This is a genomic window from Pseudomonas sp. CFBP 13727 (assembly GCF_014841915.1).
Classification (GTDB): Bacteria; Pseudomonadota; Gammaproteobacteria; order Pseudomonadales; family Pseudomonadaceae; genus Aquipseudomonas; species Aquipseudomonas baltica.
In genome coordinates this window covers 376,956-392,656 of sequence record NZ_JACYUT010000003.1, presented here as the reverse complement: position 1 = coordinate 392,656, position 15,701 = coordinate 376,956, and the positions used below count along the sequence as shown (strand labels likewise).

19 protein-coding genes and 1 riboswitch are annotated in these 15,701 nt (G+C 63.3%); of the genes, 9 read left to right on the top strand and 10 right to left on the bottom strand.

Going from position 1 to position 15,701, the window contains the following annotated elements:
- Positions 1–29: 29 nt before the first annotated feature.
- Positions 30–147: riboswitch (yybP-ykoY riboswitch) on the top strand.
- Positions 148–237: 90 nt separating this feature from the next.
- The gene (locus IFT76_RS12495; RefSeq protein ID WP_122475190.1) at positions 238–822 is read left to right on the top strand and encodes a TMEM165/GDT1 family protein; all 585 of its coding nucleotides are present in this window, start codon (positions 238–240) and stop codon (positions 820–822) included.
- Between the two features lie 117 nt (positions 823–939).
- Here IFT76_RS12495 and IFT76_RS12490 read toward each other — a convergent pair whose 3' ends face one another.
- The 4 genes from IFT76_RS12490 to IFT76_RS12475 all read right to left on the bottom strand — a co-directional run bounded on the left by IFT76_RS12490 (position 940) and on the right by IFT76_RS12475 (position 3,343).
- Complete coding sequence (locus IFT76_RS12490; RefSeq protein WP_122475191.1) at positions 940–1,761, bottom strand: M48 family metallopeptidase; 822 nt, start codon at positions 1,759–1,761, stop codon at positions 940–942.
- Positions 1,762–2,257: 496 nt separating this feature from the next.
- The gene (locus tag IFT76_RS12485; RefSeq protein WP_122475193.1) at positions 2,258–2,878 is read right to left on the bottom strand and encodes an SOS response-associated peptidase; all 621 of its coding nucleotides are present in this window, start codon (positions 2,876–2,878) and stop codon (positions 2,258–2,260) included.
- Positions 2,879–2,900: 22 nt separating this feature from the next.
- Positions 2,901–3,161 (bottom strand): putative signal transducing protein, encoded by a 261-nt coding sequence (locus IFT76_RS12480; protein WP_122475195.1) that lies wholly within the window; start codon positions 3,159–3,161, stop codon positions 2,901–2,903.
- Positions 3,161–3,343 (bottom strand): CPXCG motif-containing cysteine-rich protein, encoded by a 183-nt coding sequence (locus IFT76_RS12475; protein WP_192058605.1) that lies wholly within the window; start codon positions 3,341–3,343, stop codon positions 3,161–3,163. The genes IFT76_RS12480 and IFT76_RS12475 overlap by 1 nt, the downstream gene beginning before the upstream one ends.
- A 130-nt stretch (positions 3,344–3,473) precedes the next feature.
- Here IFT76_RS12475 and IFT76_RS12470 point away from each other — a divergent pair, with 130 nt between their 5' ends.
- Entirely contained in the window at positions 3,474–4,640 is a 1,167-nt protein-coding gene (locus IFT76_RS12470) for a 1-acyl-sn-glycerol-3-phosphate acyltransferase (protein WP_185795018.1), read from the top strand.
- A gap of 133 nt (positions 4,641–4,773) precedes the next feature.
- Positions 4,774–4,980 (top strand): hypothetical protein, encoded by a 207-nt coding sequence (locus tag IFT76_RS12465; protein WP_122475701.1) that lies wholly within the window; start codon positions 4,774–4,776, stop codon positions 4,978–4,980.
- Positions 4,981–5,056: 76 nt separating this feature from the next.
- Here IFT76_RS12465 and IFT76_RS12460 read toward each other — a convergent pair whose 3' ends face one another.
- On the bottom strand, positions 5,057–5,650 hold the full coding sequence (locus IFT76_RS12460) for a YajG family lipoprotein (RefSeq protein WP_122475200.1): 594 nt from the start codon (positions 5,648–5,650) through the stop codon (positions 5,057–5,059).
- 179 nt (positions 5,651–5,829) lie between these two features.
- On the opposite strand from IFT76_RS12460, the gene IFT76_RS12455 reads away from it, so the two are divergent.
- Together IFT76_RS12455 and mqo are read left to right on the top strand one after the other, a co-directional pair.
- Complete coding sequence (locus tag IFT76_RS12455; RefSeq protein WP_122475201.1) at positions 5,830–6,063, top strand: hypothetical protein; 234 nt, start codon at positions 5,830–5,832, stop codon at positions 6,061–6,063.
- Positions 6,064–6,646: 583 nt separating this feature from the next.
- On the top strand, positions 6,647–8,158 hold the full coding sequence (mqo, locus tag IFT76_RS12450; protein ID WP_122475203.1) for a malate dehydrogenase (quinone): 1,512 nt from the start codon (positions 6,647–6,649) through the stop codon (positions 8,156–8,158).
- A 235-nt stretch (positions 8,159–8,393) separates the two neighbouring features.
- On the opposite strand, the gene IFT76_RS12445 is transcribed toward mqo, so the two are convergent.
- The 3 genes from IFT76_RS12445 to IFT76_RS12435 form a co-directional block, all read right to left on the bottom strand.
- Positions 8,394–8,675 (bottom strand): PA4642 family protein, encoded by a 282-nt coding sequence (locus tag IFT76_RS12445; RefSeq protein WP_122715179.1) that lies wholly within the window; start codon positions 8,673–8,675, stop codon positions 8,394–8,396.
- A gap of 68 nt (positions 8,676–8,743) precedes the next feature.
- On the bottom strand, positions 8,744–9,223 hold the full coding sequence (locus tag IFT76_RS12440; protein ID WP_122475206.1) for a hypothetical protein: 480 nt from the start codon (positions 9,221–9,223) through the stop codon (positions 8,744–8,746).
- Positions 9,224–9,591: 368 nt separating this feature from the next.
- Positions 9,592–10,149, bottom strand: coding sequence for a hypoxanthine-guanine phosphoribosyltransferase (locus IFT76_RS12435; protein ID WP_122475207.1), 558 nt, complete (start codon positions 10,147–10,149; stop codon positions 9,592–9,594).
- Between the two features lie 172 nt (positions 10,150–10,321).
- Here IFT76_RS12435 and upp point away from each other — a divergent pair, with 172 nt between their 5' ends.
- Together upp and IFT76_RS12425 are read left to right on the top strand one after the other, a co-directional pair.
- Positions 10,322–10,960 carry a uracil phosphoribosyltransferase gene (gene upp / locus IFT76_RS12430; RefSeq protein WP_122475209.1) on the top strand — a complete coding sequence of 213 codons (639 nt, stop codon included), beginning with the start codon at positions 10,322–10,324 and terminating at the stop codon, positions 10,958–10,960.
- 3 nt (positions 10,961–10,963) lie between these two features.
- Positions 10,964–12,226: a uracil-xanthine permease family protein gene (locus tag IFT76_RS12425; protein WP_122475210.1), complete on the top strand. Its 1,263-nt coding sequence runs from the start codon at positions 10,964–10,966 to the stop codon at positions 12,224–12,226.
- A 48-nt stretch (positions 12,227–12,274) separates the two neighbouring features.
- Here the strand turns inward: IFT76_RS12425 and hemH are convergent, their stop codons facing one another.
- Positions 12,275–13,300, bottom strand: coding sequence for a ferrochelatase (hemH, locus tag IFT76_RS12420; protein WP_192058603.1), 1,026 nt, complete (start codon positions 13,298–13,300; stop codon positions 12,275–12,277).
- A 33-nt stretch (positions 13,301–13,333) separates the two neighbouring features.
- Complete coding sequence (locus IFT76_RS12415) at positions 13,334–14,236, bottom strand: TIGR01777 family oxidoreductase (RefSeq protein ID WP_185795015.1); 903 nt, start codon at positions 14,234–14,236, stop codon at positions 13,334–13,336.
- 205 nt (positions 14,237–14,441) lie between these two features.
- Here IFT76_RS12415 and IFT76_RS12410 point away from each other — a divergent pair, with 205 nt between their 5' ends.
- Together IFT76_RS12410 and IFT76_RS12405 are read left to right on the top strand one after the other, a co-directional pair.
- Entirely contained in the window at positions 14,442–15,473 is a 1,032-nt protein-coding gene (locus tag IFT76_RS12410) for an NAD(P)/FAD-dependent oxidoreductase (protein ID WP_192058601.1), read from the top strand.
- Positions 15,470–15,694 (top strand): TIGR02450 family Trp-rich protein, encoded by a 225-nt coding sequence (locus IFT76_RS12405; protein WP_192058599.1) that lies wholly within the window; start codon positions 15,470–15,472, stop codon positions 15,692–15,694. The genes IFT76_RS12410 and IFT76_RS12405 overlap by 4 nt, the downstream gene beginning before the upstream one ends.
- Positions 15,695–15,701 lie beyond the last annotated feature (7 nt).

Below are 15,701 nucleotides of genomic sequence, written 5' to 3'. Positions count from 1 at the left end.
TGCCCTATCGTGATTGCCTAGGCAGAATCCGCACCGTCCTAGGGGAGTAGTCTCCCGCGAGCGCCAGCTCGCATGGCACGCGTCAACATACTTGGCCCTCAGGCCATGGCGCGTGCGACCCAGCGGCCGCACAGACGGCCCGGGTTTGACAAGACCTATGACACGCACACCTTACCCGGGGCGGGGAGGCTGTTCGTGTCATAGCCGTGTCGACCCGCCCCCATAGGAACGCTCCTGATGTTGGAATCCCTGCTTGTCCCTACCGGGCTGGTGGCCTTGGCCGAAATTGGCGACAAGACCCAGTTGCTCGCGCTGATCCTTGCGGCACGCTTTCGCAAGCCCTGGCCGATCATCGCCGGCATCGTCGCCGCAACCCTGGCCAACCATGCGGCGGCAGGTGCAGTAGGCGCCTGGTTCAGCGGCTTCTTCTCCGACGCCGCCCTGCACTGGATCCTGGCGGCAAGCTTCGCCGCGACCGCTCTGTGGACCCTGATACCGGACAAGATCGACGACGACGAAGCCAACACCGCGCGGCGCTACGGGCCGTTCATGACCACGCTGATCGCGTTTTTCATTGCCGAGATCGGCGACAAGACCCAGGTCGCGACGGTGATGCTGGCTGCGCAGTACCCGCACTTGCTGATGGTCATCATCGGCACCACGCTGGGCATGTTGATTGCCAATGTACCGGTGGTACTGGCGGGCAATTTTGCCGCCGACAAGCTGCCGCTGACGCTGATCCGCCGGCTGGCCTCGGGGGCGTTTTTCATTCTGGCGTTCGTTGCGGTGTATCAGGCGATGAAGGTCAGCGGCTGGGTGTAAGGTGCTGGGAGCGGCGGCGCGGCTTTCGCGGCCGCTGACCGCTCCTACAGGGGATTCTTGTATGGGAAGTCCCCTGTGGGAGCGGGTCTCTGCCCGCGAATCAGGCGCCGCGGTCCGTCAGGATTTCTTCGCCTGCTCGTACAACGGCATGACTTTGGGAATGGCCGCCTGCAGTGACGATATCCGGCTGGCTGAAGCCGGGTGTGTGCTCATGAATTCCGGTGGCGAATTGCTGCCTGCTGCTGCCGTCATCTTGTTCCACAGGGTGATGGCGGCATTGGGGTCGTACCCTGCACGCGCCGCCAGCTCCAGCCCGAACAGGTCGGCTTCGTTCTCGTTGCCGCGGCTGTTGGGCAAGGTCAGGCTGTAGTTGACCACGGTATCGGCCAGCTTCAGGCTGTCTTCGCCCAGCCCCAGCAGCGCCCCTGCCCCGTTGCGGGCCATCTGGATGCCGTAGGCCTTGGACATCGACTCGCGGCCGTGCTCACGCAAGGCATGCGCGATTTCATGGCCCATCACGGCGGCGATCTCATCGTCGGTGAGTTTCAGTTTGTCGATCAGGCCGGTGTAGAAAATGATCTTGCCGCCGGGACCGCAGTTGGCGTTGAGCTCGTCGCTCTTGATCAGGTTCACTTCCCATTGCCACTGTGCCGAATCCGGGCGCAGCTTGGGCGCCTGGGCGATCAGCCGATCGGCGATCGCCTGGACGCGCTTGGCTTCGGCGCTGGTCTTGTCGAGCACGCCCTTGCCACTGGCCTCGGTCAAGGTCTGCTGGTAGGACTGGGCGTACATCTTGTTCACCTCATCGGTGGACAGCATGCTGAACATGTATTGCTTGCGCTCCACACCCACAGCGCCCGAGCTAGTGGTGTTGACGGCCTGACAACCGGCCAGCAGAAGGCTGACGGCCAAGGTGGCCGGAATGAAGAACTTGCCCATTGGGACTCTCCTGGGAAACCTGGCGGGTATCCTACACGGTGAGTATCGGACACGACACCAGCGCAAGCACTCCGCCCGATGCACCGCGGTGCCCGTTTCGCGGCCAAGGACCGCTCCTACGGTTGCACCGCGCGAACCCGTAGGAGCGGTCCGTGGCCGCGAACAGGCGACGCAGTCGGTACAGTTGTACCCCGCGCGAACCCGTAGGAGCGGTCCGTGGCCGCGAACAGGCGACGCGGTCGGTACAGTTGCTCCGCGCGAACCCGTAGGAGCGGTCCGTGGCCGCGAACAGGCGACGCGGTCGGTACAGTTGCACCGCGCACGCCCGTAGGAGCGGTCCGTGGCCGCGAACAGGCGACGTGGTACAGTTGCACCGCCCGCGCCCGTAGGAGCGGTCCGTGGCCGCGAACAGGCGACGTGGTCGGTACAATTGCACCGCCCGCGCCCGTAGGAGCGGTCCGTGGCCGCGAACAGGCGACGCGGTCTGTGCAAAGACTCACGCCGGGGTCAGGCACTCCGGGGCATTGAGTTTGGGGTCGTTGACCAGATTGGCCAGCGGACGCTCGCGCAGAGCGGCCTGGGGCGCGGCGAGCAGCGACTGCAGGGCAGCCAGGGGCGTTGCTGGGTCCAGCCAGGCTGCCTGCCCGGCGGCATCGAGGATCAACGGCCGGCGCTGGCTCATGGCCGGCTGAGTCACCACTGCAGTGCTCAACCAGACTTGCTCCTGCACCGGATAGGCTTCCCAGATACCCGCGAAAAACAATGAAGAACCCTCCCCTGGCGTCAGCCAGAAAGGCCGCTTGCGCACATTGCCCCGCCACTCGTAGAAACCGTTGGCCGGAATCAGGCAACGCCGCAGACGCAAGGCCTCGCGAAACATCGGCTGCTCGGCCACCGTCTCGGCACGCGCATGGGCGGGGGTTCGCGACAGATCGGTCAGCCACGGCGGGGTCAGCCCCCAACGAGCCTTGGCCAGGGTCGAGCGTTCTCCCTCCCGACGCTGGATCAGCACCGAATCACCCGGGGAAATATTCCACTGCGCCTGCTGGCCTTCGGGAAAGCCCTCCTGTGCGGCGAAACCGGGTGACCAGCGAAACAAGGCAAAACGTCCACACATCAGGCAAAAACTCTTGAGGGGTCTAGCACAGCAGAACCCCGGGGAAACTGTCGGGCTCGTCGCCCGACATGGGCAGCGCGGCATTGTACTCACCGATCAGCTGCCGTGCGTAATCGGCCTGCTCGTCGGCCACCAGCAAACCCAGCAGGCCCATCGCGGGCAGGTCGCCCATGCCGCCAACCAGATCCCGGCCAGCCAGATGCACACCTACACCTTCGTTCTCCAGCATGCCCAAAAGCATCTGCGCTTCGAGCAGGCTTGCAGGCTCGTAGATGCGCTGCATCACTCGTTCTCGCTGCGCACGTGCAGCGACCACTGCTCGCCGTCGGTGTGCAACGCAAACACGATGGGGCGGCAGCACACCGGGCAGTCTTCTACATAGTGCTGATCGCCACCCGACAGGTCGAGCACCGCTTCGGCCGGCTCTCCGCAATAGGGGCAATCGTAATCTTGGGTTTCCAGCATCGCGGCCTCCACGGCTCACTTGTGCGTATAATCGCCACTCTGTTTGCAGGCCGTTGGCTACATGGGCCCCTACCCTTTGCCCACAACCTTGCGCCTGTACCTTTACCTTAGCCGTTTCCAACAAGAGAGCATGATGGGCGAATTCGATGCCATCCGACCGTACGACGACGCCGAAGTACCTGCCGTTCTGGCACGGCTGCTCAGCGACCCGGCATTTCTGGATATCCTCACCCACTTCCGCTTCCCGCGTCAGGCCAAGACCTTTGGCTGGTTGCTCAAGCCGTTGATCGCACGGCGCCTGCGCCGCGAGTTCAAGGATGTCAACAACGTCGCTACTCTGCAGGACAAGGTCGAATTCTACGTCGACCACACCATCGACCGCGCCACCGACGGTGTGACCTACACCGGTGTCGAGCAGTTCAAGTCCGGCAGTGCGTACCTGTTCCTGGCCAACCATCGCGATATCGTCATGGACCCGGCGTTCGTCAACTACGCCGTGTACCACGCAGGCCTGCCGACGCCGCGCATTGCCATCGGCGACAATCTGCTGCAGAAGCCTTTCGTCAGCGACCTGATGCGCCTGAACAAAAGCTTCATCGTTCATCGCTCGCTGGTTGGGCGGCGTGAAAAGCTGGCGTCCTACCAGCTGCTCTCGGCCTACATCAACCACTCGATCCGCCACGACTGCGCCTCGATCTGGATTGCCCAGGCCGAAGGCCGCGCCAAGGACGGCGACGACCGCACCGACTCGGCGATCCTCAAGATGTTTCACATGAGCCGCAAGGATGAGCCTTTCGGCGAAACCATCAAGGCGCTGAACCTGACGCCGGTGTCGATCAGCTACGAATACGACCCCTGCGATCAGGCCAAGGCGCGCGAGCTGTACATCCGTGCAACCAAGGGCGCCTACAACAAGGCACCTGGCGAAGACGACGTCAGCATTGCCCAGGGCATTACCGGCTACAAGGGCCGCGTGCACATCAACTTTGCCTCGCCCATCACCGAGTCGTTCGAAGACACCAAGCAGCTGGCCATGGAGATCGATCGGCAGATCCTGGGCGGCTATCGCCTGTTCCCGGTGCACTACCTGGCCTACGCGCAGTGGGCGGATGCCGATCCCGAACTGCAGGTGCCTGTGGCAGCCGATGTATTTCCGGCCGCCGAGCTGGAAAAGGCGCGTGCCGAATGGCTGCGACGGCTGCGCGAGTGCCCGGTGGAACAACGACCGTTCCTGGTGGTGCAATACGCCACGCCGGTGCGCAACCAGTATCGCGTCAAGGCAGGGCTGCCGCTCTAGGGTCACTCTGGGGCATGGGGTGTCATGCGGCCGTCATGGGTCTGTCATGCGCCCTTCATGCACCCTTCATACACCCTTCATGCAAAACAGGCATCGTGTTGCACCCTCACCCAACACGCTTCGGATGCCCGCCATGCTGCACGCCCTTAACCAGGATCGTCTCTACCACATTACCGCCAGCGACGAGCAGGAAGCTCTGATCGACGCCCTGGCGTTCAATGTCCAGGACCGACAGTGGCTGGTGTATTGCGCTTTGGGCGGTCATCAGCACGGTGACTGGCCCGATCTGGACCTGGGCACGGGCATCAGCGTGCTCGACTTTCACATGCAGGCGGCCTGAAGCCTGCACGCAGTCGAATCCGGCCCATGAAAAAGCCCGCGAACATCGCGGGCTTTTTCATGGCTGGCACAGGCTGTCAGAAATTGCTCTGAGACAGGGTCTGGCCAATGGTGGCGTCCTTGAACACGCGCGTCAGCGCATCGCTCAGCACATCGCTGACCAGCTTGGTGTTGGTTTCCTGGTTCGGCGCCATGCCGAAACGCTGGTTCAAGGACGCGCCGTAGCGGCCGCTGTAGTGACGGCCACCGTTGGTGACGTCGGCCTTGAACGTGGCGCCGATGTTGGCTTCGGTGACGTACATCTTGTCCTTGGGCGACTGGTACTTGAGCTCGGCCAGGGTGATGGTCAACGTAGGCGCGCTGCCGTTGTTGCCCGTGGGCGTGAAGCCGAGCAGTCGTACGGCCGCTTCGGCCTGGGCCTGCAACTTGGGCAGCACATCGTTGGCGGCAACGCTCACTGCGCTGGTTTCCGGATAAAGGCCGCCACGGGTGCCCAGGGTCGGCGAAGGTCGACCGTCGACGACGCGCACGGCCACTGCCTGGCCCTGGCCGACAGCGGCGAACTGCGAAGTCAGGCGCGGCTGCGGGCTGAGTTGTTGCGGGCTGTTGGCACAACCGACCAACGTCAGACTGGTCACAGCGATCATAGCGAACAACAGGCGGTGCAACATGCGCATCTCTCCGGCAACGGGCAGTGGATAAGCCGCGAGTATAGCGGGGCCTGCGGGCAATGGACCAGCCATGAAACACGTGCAGGCGACCCAGCGTGGTCCGTGTCATCAGCCTGTCACCGTCTGCGGGCAGTATCGCGGCTACAGTCCACCGCACGCCATCGCACGGAGAATCGCTCATGGGTTTTCTCAAGTCTCTGTTCAGCGCCAGCCAGCCCTACCGTTGCTACGTCGCGCTCGACCAGCAGGGCCTGTGTCGCGCCTTCAAGCAGTGCCAGCAGGCGCCCGTCGGCGAGGGTTGGGTCGAGGTTGGCGATATTCGCCCACAATGGCTGGGCCAGCCATTGCCTGCCCATGCCCGCGTCAGCTCCCGTGCCACGGGGGCTGGCGGGATTCGGGCCGTGCACGCCTGACCGGCCGGTCACCAAAAGCCTGTAAATAACGATCAACTCGCCGCGTTTCATCGCTATAATCTTCCCCCGATTATAAGGACGTCTCCTGATCGGGCCTCGCAGCACTGCCAACACACTCGTCTTGGCCTCCGCACCGCCCACAGAGAGCCGCCCACGCAGGTCACGCGCTGGCGTTTCCATTCGCTCGTGCCACCCTGCCGCTGCCGATCCTCCAAGCAGCCTTCTTGAGGTTCACGACTCCAAAAGAGCGTGAAATAAACGGGTTTCACAACTTCACAAGAGTGTGGCGAGCAAATGAAAAGTCTTGGATCTGTACCAGCACTATCTGCGTCCCGAACAGCCCAACGAGGAAGGATCGAACGCTTCGCATGATGGCTCCAGTTCGCTGAACGCACGTATCAACCATGGTCCTATGGCGTTGGCGGGCCGAACGTGAGTTCATGGGCAATGCCCGGCAGACTTGTCGGCACAGGCCATTTCAGCGATGCAGTTGCGAAGATTCGGACATGGCGACCCAGGCCTGCACAGACGTACCGGGGTCCCATGCTGTCAATGGGTGCTGAAGATTTTGGAGACGCGTTAAATGGCGCAAAACGAAGCAGTCGACGTGGTATTGGTAGGGGCCGGCATCATGAGTGCCACCTTGGCCGTACTGCTCAAGGAACTCGACCCGGCATTGAAGCTGGAAGTCGTCGAGCTCATGGACTCCGGTGCCGCGGAGAGCTCCAATCCGTGGAACAACGCCGGGACCGGCCATGCCGGCCTGTGTGAGCTCAACTACACGCCGCAGGCCGCCGATGGCTCCATCGACATCAAGAAAGCCGTACAGATCAACACTCAGTTCGAGGTCTCGAAGCAGTTCTGGGCCTACCTGAGCAGGAAGAGCAGCTTCGGCTCGGCACGTTCGTTCATAAGCCCGGTACCGCACCTGAGCTATGTCGAGGGTGACAAGGGTGTGGCCTTCCTCAGGAAGCGCTATGAAATGCTCAAGGCCCACCATGCCTTCGCCGACATGGAATACACCGAAGACAAGGCAAAGATGGCCGAGTGGATGCCGCTGATGATGCCGGGGCGTCCCGCCGACCAGCACATCAGTGCCACCCGTGTGATGGGTGGTACCGACGTCAACTTCGGCGCCTTGACCAACAAACTGCTGGCTCATCTGGCCAGCGCACCCGGCGCGCAGGTGAAGTACTGCAAGAAGGTCACCGGCCTGGCGCGCAAGGGCACTGGCTGGACGGTCAGCGTCAAGGACGTCAACACCGGCAATACCCGCGAGATCGACGCCAAATTCGTATTCCTCGGTGCAGGCGGTGCTGCTTTGCCCCTGCTGCAGATGTCCGGGATCGAAGAGGGCAAGGGCTTCGGTGGTTTCCCGGTCAGCGGCCAGTGGCTGCGCTGCGACAATCCCGAAGTGGTCAAGCAGCATCAGGCCAAGGTCTACAGCCAGGCGGCGGTGGGCTCACCGCCCATGTCCGTGCCCCACCTGGACACTCGCGTGGTCGATGGCAACAAGTCGCTGCTGTTCGGCCCTTACGCCGGCTTTACTACCAAGTTCCTCAAGCATGGCTCGTTCCTCGACCTGCCGCTGTCGGTGCGCGCGGCGAATATCGGCCCGATGCTGGCCGTGGCCCGCGACAACATGGACCTGACCAAGTACCTGATGAGCGAAGTGCGTCAGTCCATGGAGCAGCGCCTGGATTCGCTGCGGCGCTTCTACCCGCAGGCCCGGGCCGAGGATTGGCGCCTGGAGGTGGCTGGCCAGCGCGTGCAGATCATCAAGAAGGATCCGAAGAAAGGCGGCGTGCTGCAATTCGGCACCGAGTTGGTGTCTGCCGCCGACGGTTCGCTGGCGGCCTTGCTCGGTGCATCACCAGGTGCCTCGGTGACCGTGTCGATCATGCTCGACCTGCTGGAACGCTGCTTCCCCGAGCAGACCCGATCACAGGCGTGGGCGACCAAGCTGGCGGAGATCTTCCCTGCCCGTGAACAGGTGCTGGCGAACGATGCCGAAACCTACCGTCGCGTCAGCCATGACAGCGACGTGGCGCTCGAGCTCGCGGAAAAAGCGGACGGCGTGCAGCATTACGCCTGATACACCGCACGTACCGCCGACGCGGCTCGCGCCGCTGCTACAGGGAATTGCATCGCTCTTGTAGCAGCGGTGCAAGCCGCGTCCGTGCGCACCGCCCTTGTAGCAGCGGTGCAAGCCGCGTCCGTGCACACCGCCCTTGTAGCAGCGGTGCAAGCCGCGTCCGGGCGCACTGCGTTTCTGCAGACACACCGCGCGTGCCGCCGACGCGGCTTGCGCCGCTGCTACAGGGGTCGTTTCAGGCTCGCTGGATCAGGTCGATGTATTCCTGGGCGTTGCGCTGGTCGCGAATCAAGGTGATGAAATCGTTGCCGTGCTCGTCCTTGCCGTCGAGCTCGTAACCGGCTTCCTTGAAGAACACCAGAAAGCGTGCGAAATCATCGACGCGCAGGCCACGGTACGCCTTGATCAGCTTGTGCAGCGACGGCGAGGTGGCATCGACCGGCTCGAAATTCAGGAACAGCTTGATCTGCTCATCGCCGATCTCGTCGCCAATCAATTGCTTCTTGTCTTTACGCATTACCGACTCCAACTCGCTATCACGGTCATTCACGGGGCAGGCAGTTTACCCTCGGCTTGGCGATGGGCTCAACGCGCGCGTAGGCTGCCGGTGTGCAGATCGGCCCAGACATGCCCATTGGGGTAGCTGAGGAACTGCACGTAGACGGTGTCGTTGCGCAGCAGGTCGAGCAGGATCCGGTACTGGCTCAGCGGATAGGTCAGGGCCAAGGTGCCAGTGGCCGCATCGAAGGCGGGCCGCTTCAGGCTTTTGCTTTCGCCATCGAAGGTGATCAACACTTCGGCCAGTTTCGCGTCCTTGCTCAACGCCTTGCCCTTCAAGCGCAACAGCATGGGCGCGGTCACCGGTATGGGCTGCTGGTTGGAAAGGCGCTGATTGCCCATGACCACCGAGTAGCTGGTCACCTGCACCAGTTGCTGCTGCGGATCGCCTTCGCGCAGGGACTGCTCATCGGGCGGCAGGAACTGTTCATGTACGAGTCCATGCACAGGCGCTGCGGCCAGCGGCAGACAGGTCAGCAAGGCAATGGCGGCAACGGTCAGGCGCATGGGCGGCTCCTTGTGGAAGAGCCGCGGACTTTAGCATGTTGCAAGGGGGTCGGGTCTGTGGCGAGGCCGGACGCGGCTCGCGCCGCTGCTACAAGAACGACGCAATCCCTGTAGCAGCGGCGCAAGCCGCGTCCGACAGCGCCCGCAATCCCTGTAGCAGCGGCGCAAGCCGCGTCCGGCAGCGCCCGCAACCCCTGTAGCAGCGGCGCAAGCCGCGTCCGGCAGCGCCCGCAACCCCTGTAGCAGCAGCGCAAGCCGCGTCGGCAGCGCCCGCAACCCCTGTAGCAGCGGCGTAAGCCGCGTCGGCGGCGCGTGCCATGGATCTGGAGGAATGCAATAAACCCGGGGTCGGTCTCGGGAGGGAGGCCTTACATCCCCTTGACGGCGAAGATACCCGCAGCGTTGCGCCAGTAGCCCTTGTAGTCCATGCCGTAACCGAAGATATAACGGTCGATGCACGGCAGACCCACGAAGTCGGCCTTGAGGTCGGGACTGGCCTTGCGGTCGTGGTCCTTGTCGATCAGCACGGCGGTGTGCACGGCGCGGGCGCCGGCGTGCTTGCAGAAATCGATGATGGCGCTGAGCGTGTGGCCCTCGTCCAGGATGTCATCGATGATCAGCACGTCGCGGTCGATGAAAGAGATTTCCGGCTTGGCCTTCCAGAACAGATCGCCGCCGCGGGTTTCGTTGCGATAGCGGGTGGCGTGCAGGTACGACGCCTCCAGCGGGAAATCCAGATGGGTCAGCAGCTTGCCGGAGAAGATCAGCCCGCCGTTCATCACGCAGAACACCACGGGGTTGCGGTCAGCCAGTTCAGCGTTGATCTGCGCGCCGACCTTGGCGATGGCAGCCTCGACCTGGGCTTCTGTGTACAGGCAGTCGGCCTCTCGCATGACTTGACGGATGTGCTCGAGATCAGCGGACATGACGCTCTCCAAGGGGGGCGGTGGAAGAAAAGCGGGCAAAGGTACGCACACACCTGGCATGAATCAAGCACAATCCAGGCTTTCATGCACTAACGTGCAGTATGTCTATAGGACAGCCCGATACAATAGATTAATCTACCGCCGTTTTTTTGCCCGTTCGGAGCCTTTCCCCATGCCTATCCGTGAGATCCGCCACCCGCTGATCCGCCACAAGCTCGGCCTCATGCGCCGTGCCGACATCAGCACCAAGAACTTCCGCGAGCTCGCCCAGGAAGTGGGAGCCCTGCTCACCTACGAGGCCACCAAGGATCTGCCCCTGGAAAACTACGAAATTGCAGGCTGGGCCGGCCCGGTGGTGGTCGAAAAGATCGCGGGCAAGAAAATCACCGTGGTGCCCATCCTGCGCGCCGGCATCGGCATGCTCGACGGCGTGCTCAGCCTGATTCCGGGTGCCAAGGTCAGCGCCGTCGGCGTTGCGCGCAACGAAGATACGTTGCAGGCGCACACCTACCTGGAAAAGCTGGTCGATGAAATCGACGAGCGCCTGGCGATGATCATCGACCCGATGCTGGCCACCGGCAGCTCCATGGTTGCCACCATCGACCTGCTGAAGAAGGCCGGCTGCAAGGAAATCCGCGCCATGGTGCTGGTGGCTGCCCCCGAGGGCATTGCCGCCGTGGAAAAGGCACATCCCGACGTTCAGATCTACACAGCCTCGATCGACGAGCGCCTGAACGAGCATGGCTACATCATCCCCGGGCTGGGCGATGCCGGTGACAAGATCTTCGGCACCAAGCAGAAGGACGCCTGACCCATGCAGGACGAGTTCAACGATCCGCTCTGGCGGCAGGTGCTGTCAGGCGCGCAAATGCTCTTCGTGGCGTTCGGCGCGCTGGTACTGATGCCGCTGATCACTGGCCTGGACCCGAACGTGGCGCTGTTCACTGCGGGCCTGGGCACGTTGCTGTTCCAACTGGTGACGGGTCGTCAGGTGCCGGTATTCCTGGCATCGAGCTTTGCTTTCATCACACCGATCATTCTCGCCAAGGGCCAGTTCGGCCTGGCCGAGACGATGGGCGGGATCATGGCGGCCGGATTCGTCTACACCTTCCTCGGGCTTGCGGTGAAGATCAAGGGCACCGGCTTCATCGACCGCCTGCTGCCGCCCGTGGTAATCGGCCCGGTCGTGATTTCCATCGGCCTGGCGATGGCGCCGATCGCCGCCAACATGGCGATGGGCAAGGCCGGCGATGGCACCGAACTGATCCCCTACGCCACAGCCATGTGGATCTCCATGCCGGCGCTGCTCACCACCATCGTCGTCGCCGTGTTCGGCAAGGGCATCTTTCGCCTGGTGCCGATCATCGCCGGGGTGCTGGTGGGCTTCGCCATGGCATTCGTCTTCGGTGTGGTGGACACGGCCAAGATCGCCGCAGCTTCCTGGCTGGCCCTGCCACACTTCACGGCGCCGGCGTTCAACTGGCAGGCCATCCTGTTCATTGTGCCCGTGGCGCTGGCACCGGCCATCGAGCACATTGGTGGCGTGATCGCCGTGGGCAGCGTGACCGGTCGTGACTACCTGAAGAAACCCGGCCTGCACCGCACCCTGCTGGGCGATGGCATTGCCACGACTGCCGCCGGCCTGTTCGGCGGACCGCCCAATACCACTTATGCGGAAGTGACCGGCGCGGTCATGCTGACCAAGAACTACAACCCCAAGATCATGACCTGGGCGTCGATCTTCGCGATCAGCCTGGCGTTCGTCGGCAAGTTCGGCGCGCTGCTGCAGAGCATTCCGGTACCGGTGATGGGCGGCATCCTGTGCCTGCTGTTCGGTTCCATCGCAGCGGTGGGCCTGAACACGATGATTCGCCACAAGGTCGACATGGCCGAGGCGCGCAACCTGGTGATCGTCTCGGTAACCCTGGTGTTCGGTATCGGCGGGGTGCTGGTCGGCACCGGAACCGGGCCCGATGACTTCGGCCTCAAGGGCATTGCCCTGTGCGCCGTGGTGGCGATTGCGCTGAACCTGTTGCTACCGGGGCATGGTGACTGGAAAAAGGACTCGCAGGCCTGAAGCCGTCAGGGAGCGCCATGGCGGCGCTCCCTGCTGGCAGATTCAGCGTCAAAGCATCAAGGGTGCCCGCTCGCACAGGGTATTCAACGCTTCACCCCATTGCGGGTGATCATTCAGACACGGCACCAGCACCAACTCCTCGCCCCCCGCCTCGCAGAACTGCTCGCGCCCACGGTCGCCGATCTCCTCCAGGGTCTCGATGCAATCGGCGACGAACGCCGGGCACATCACCAGCAACTTCTTCACCCCTTGCTTGGCAAGTTCATCCAGACGCGCCTCGGTGTAGGGCTCGATCCACTTGGCCCGGCCCAGTCGCGACTGGAAGGACACCGACCAGCTACCGTCGGCAAGGCCCATGCGCTCGGCGAAGGCACTGGCCGTACGCAGGCACTGCGCGCGATAGCAGACGGCGAGCACTTCAGGCGGGGCATTCTGGCAGCAGTCGGCGGAACGCAGACAGTGACCGCCGGTAGGGTCGATCTTGGTCAGGTGCCGTTCGGGCAGTCCGTGGAAGCTCATCAACAGATGGTCATGGGGTTGCGCCAGGTAGGGCTTGGCACTGGCCACCAAGGCATCCACGTATTCCGGCTGGTCATAGAACGGTTGCAGCACGCTGAATTGCATGGCCAGCTTGCGCTCGCGCACCACTTTGCGTGCCTGCTCGATCACCGTGGTCACGGTGCTCTGGGCGAACTGAGGATAAAGCGGAGCCAGGGTGACTTTCTGCACCCCCTGCTCGGCCAGGCGCGCGAGCGCCGTATCCAGCGAAGGCTCGCCATAACGCATGGCGACTTCCACCGGACCATGGCGCCACTGCTCGGCCATGACCGCCTGCAGGCGCCGGGTCAGGACCACCAGCGGCGAGCCGTCCTCCCACCAGATCGAGGCATAGGCGTGTGCCGATTGCTCGGGGCGCTTGACCAGAATCAGCGACACGATCAGACGCCGCAGCGGCCATGGCACGTCGATGACATAAGGGTCCATCAGGAACTGGTTGAGATAGCTACGTACATCGGCCACCTGGGTCGATGCGGGCGACCCCAGGTTGACCAGCAGCAGGGCGTGATCGGTCATGCAGCGTCCTATTTCAGGTTCGTCGTTTAGAGCTCAGAGGCGCCGCGACAGTTCGGTCAGGGCGGCGGATAGTTCGCTGTAGCGGAAATTGAAACCTGCGGCCTGCAGCGCCACCGGGCGTGCGCGCTGGCCACCGAGCAACAGCCCTGACAGCTCGCCGAGCCCCGCCTTGAGCAACAGCGACGGCAGCGGCAGGAAAGCCGGGCGATGCAGGGCACGTCCCAGCTGTCGTGCGAATTCACGGTTGCGCACCGGCTCCGGCGCGCAGGCATTATAGGGACCGCGGCACTGGGTCTGGTGCAAGAGAAAATCAATCAAGGCGATTTGATCGTCGATATGAACCCACGGCATCCACTGCCGGCCACTGCCGATCGGGCCTCCCAGCCCCAGCTTGAACGGCAGCACAAGGCGCTTGAGAAAGCCGCCCTGACTTGCCAGCACCAGCCCGGTGCGCACCAGCACCACCCGCACGCCCAACGCTTCGGCGCGCAGGGCCGTCTCTTCCCAGGCAATGCACAAGTGACTGGCGAAGTCCTCCTTGACCGGTTGCGAGGTCTCGTTCAATTCACGTTCGCCACCATCGCCATACCAGCCTACCGCCGAGCCGGAAATCAACACTTCGGGCCGCTGCGCACGGCTTTCCAGCCATGCCAGAAGGCGCTCGGTGAGGGTGATCCGACTGCTCCACAGCAACGCCCGGCGCCGCGCCGTCCACGGACGGTCGGCAATCGGCGCGCCGGCCAGATTGACCACCGCATCCACCGTTTCGTCGCCAATTTCCTCGAGCTGCGCCACGCCACGCACGCTGGCTCCGCACAGCTGCTTGACCTGTCCCGGCTGGCGACTGAGCACCGTCAGCCGATGCCCCTGTCCTACCCAGTGCTGGCAAAGCTTGCGGCCGATGAGCCCGGTGCCGCCGGTCAGCAATATGTGCATAAGGTTTCTCCAATGTGGCGTTGCGTCTGCAGCGCTAGTCTATTTTCATGAGACAGGCACTTTCCATCCGCGTGCCTCTCTCATGAACCATAGGACACCTGAGCAAAAAGGATCCCGTTAACTTATACTTATTAAGTCTTTTGTACAGGTTTGTTTTTCCGAACACACGTGTGCATAGCGCTTACGAAGCTGTTACGAGGGCACTATGAGTTTACCTACGCCGACTTCATCTACGACGACTGGACCTGCAGCGACCGTATCCATTGCAATCATCGGTACCGGCATTGCCGGCCTCTCCGCTGCCCAGGCGTTGCACAAGGCTGGCCATGCCGTGCAGTTGTTCGACAAGGCGCGCGGTGTGGGCGGCCGCATGTCCAGCAAACGCAGCGAGGTCGGCTCCATTGATCTGGGCGCGCAGTATTTCACTGCCCGCGACCGGCGCTTCGTGGCGCAGGTCCAGCAATGGCAGGCCGAAGGTTGCGTGCAGCCGTGGTCGCCGTCGCTGTACAACGCCAAGCAGGGTCGCCTCAGCCCGTCGCCGGACGAGCAGGTACGTTGGGTCGGCGCACCACGCATGAGCGCCATTGCCAAGACCATGGCCGTCGACCTGCCTGCCGCTTTTTCCTGCCGCATCGCCGAGGTGTTCAAGGGCGAGGAATTCTGGGAGCTGCTGGATGCAGAGGGCACCAGCCATGGACCCTTCAGCCACGTCGTGCTCGCTGTGCCGGCGCCCCAGGCCACGGCGCTGCTGGCCAGTGCGCCCAAGCTCGCCACGCAGGTGGCCGGGGTCAAGATGGACCCTACCTGGTCGGTGGCACTGAGTTTCGCTACGCCGCTGGACACGCCGATGCAGGGTTGCTTCGTGCAGGACAGTGCGCTGGACTGGCTGGCGCGAAGCGGCAGCAAGCCCGGCCGTGACGACAGCAGCGACACCTGGGTACTGCACGCCACCAGCGCGTGGAGCAAACAGCACATCGACCTGTCCCGCGAGGCGGTGATCGAACAGCTGCATGGCGCCTTCGCCGAGCTGGTGAACTGCCCGATGCCTGCGCCAAGCTTCAGCATCGCCCATCGCTGGCTCTACGCGCGCCCGGCCCAGCCCCATGAATGGGGTGCGCTGGCCGACCCCGACCTGGGCCTGTACGTGTGCGGCGACTGGTGCCTGTCAGGCCGCGTCGAAGGCGCCTGGCTCAGTGGCCAGGAAGCCGCGCGGCGCCTGCTCGAGCACCTGCAATGAATGCCCGGCATCGGCTCAATCCGCGCAAGTTGTTGCTGTCCAAATGGACCGCCGTGCGCCCGCTGAACCGGGAAAAGCATTTCCTGGTCAGCGAAGTGTTCTGCGATGACGAAGGCATCGTGCTGGAGGTCGAGTTGCAGGCGGTTCTCACACACCGTGCCGAGCGCATGCCCTGGCAGGCTTTGCAGGATATGCAGAACTGGAAAATGGGCTGGCAGTGACACCCTG

Excerpts from the sequence above, each read along its gene's own strand:
- IFT76_RS12495 (WP_122475190.1), top strand. The coding sequence starts at position 238 with ATGTTGGAATCCCTGCTTGTCCCTACCGGGCTGGTGGCCTTGGCCGAA.
- IFT76_RS12490 (WP_122475191.1), bottom strand. The coding sequence starts at position 1,761 with ATGGGCAAGTTCTTCATTCCGGCCACCTTGGCCGTCAGCCTTCTGCTG.
- IFT76_RS12485 (WP_122475193.1), bottom strand. The coding sequence starts at position 2,878 with ATGTGTGGACGTTTTGCCTTGTTTCGCTGGTCACCCGGTTTCGCCGCA.
- IFT76_RS12480 (WP_122475195.1), bottom strand. The coding sequence starts at position 3,161 with ATGCAGCGCATCTACGAGCCTGCAAGCCTGCTCGAAGCGCAGATGCTT.
- IFT76_RS12475 (WP_192058605.1), bottom strand. The coding sequence starts at position 3,343 with ATGCTGGAAACCCAAGATTACGATTGCCCCTATTGCGGAGAGCCGGCC.
- IFT76_RS12470 (WP_185795018.1), top strand. The coding sequence starts at position 3,474 with ATGATGGGCGAATTCGATGCCATCCGACCGTACGACGACGCCGAAGTA.
- IFT76_RS12465 (WP_122475701.1), top strand. The coding sequence starts at position 4,774 with ATGCTGCACGCCCTTAACCAGGATCGTCTCTACCACATTACCGCCAGC.
- IFT76_RS12460 (WP_122475200.1), bottom strand. The coding sequence starts at position 5,650 with ATGTTGCACCGCCTGTTGTTCGCTATGATCGCTGTGACCAGTCTGACG.
- IFT76_RS12455 (WP_122475201.1), top strand. The coding sequence starts at position 5,830 with ATGGGTTTTCTCAAGTCTCTGTTCAGCGCCAGCCAGCCCTACCGTTGC.
- mqo (WP_122475203.1), top strand. The coding sequence starts at position 6,647 with ATGGCGCAAAACGAAGCAGTCGACGTGGTATTGGTAGGGGCCGGCATC.
- IFT76_RS12445 (WP_122715179.1), bottom strand. The coding sequence starts at position 8,675 with ATGCGTAAAGACAAGAAGCAATTGATTGGCGACGAGATCGGCGATGAG.
- IFT76_RS12440 (WP_122475206.1), bottom strand. The coding sequence starts at position 9,223 with ATGCGCCTGACCGTTGCCGCCATTGCCTTGCTGACCTGTCTGCCGCTG.
- IFT76_RS12435 (WP_122475207.1), bottom strand. The coding sequence starts at position 10,149 with ATGTCCGCTGATCTCGAGCACATCCGTCAAGTCATGCGAGAGGCCGAC.
- upp (WP_122475209.1), top strand. The coding sequence starts at position 10,322 with ATGCCTATCCGTGAGATCCGCCACCCGCTGATCCGCCACAAGCTCGGC.
- IFT76_RS12425 (WP_122475210.1), top strand. The coding sequence starts at position 10,964 with ATGCAGGACGAGTTCAACGATCCGCTCTGGCGGCAGGTGCTGTCAGGC.
- hemH (WP_192058603.1), bottom strand. The coding sequence starts at position 13,300 with ATGACCGATCACGCCCTGCTGCTGGTCAACCTGGGGTCGCCCGCATCG.
- IFT76_RS12415 (WP_185795015.1), bottom strand. The coding sequence starts at position 14,236 with ATGCACATATTGCTGACCGGCGGCACCGGGCTCATCGGCCGCAAGCTT.
- IFT76_RS12410 (WP_192058601.1), top strand. The coding sequence starts at position 14,442 with ATGAGTTTACCTACGCCGACTTCATCTACGACGACTGGACCTGCAGCG.
- IFT76_RS12405 (WP_192058599.1), top strand. The coding sequence starts at position 15,470 with ATGAATGCCCGGCATCGGCTCAATCCGCGCAAGTTGTTGCTGTCCAAA.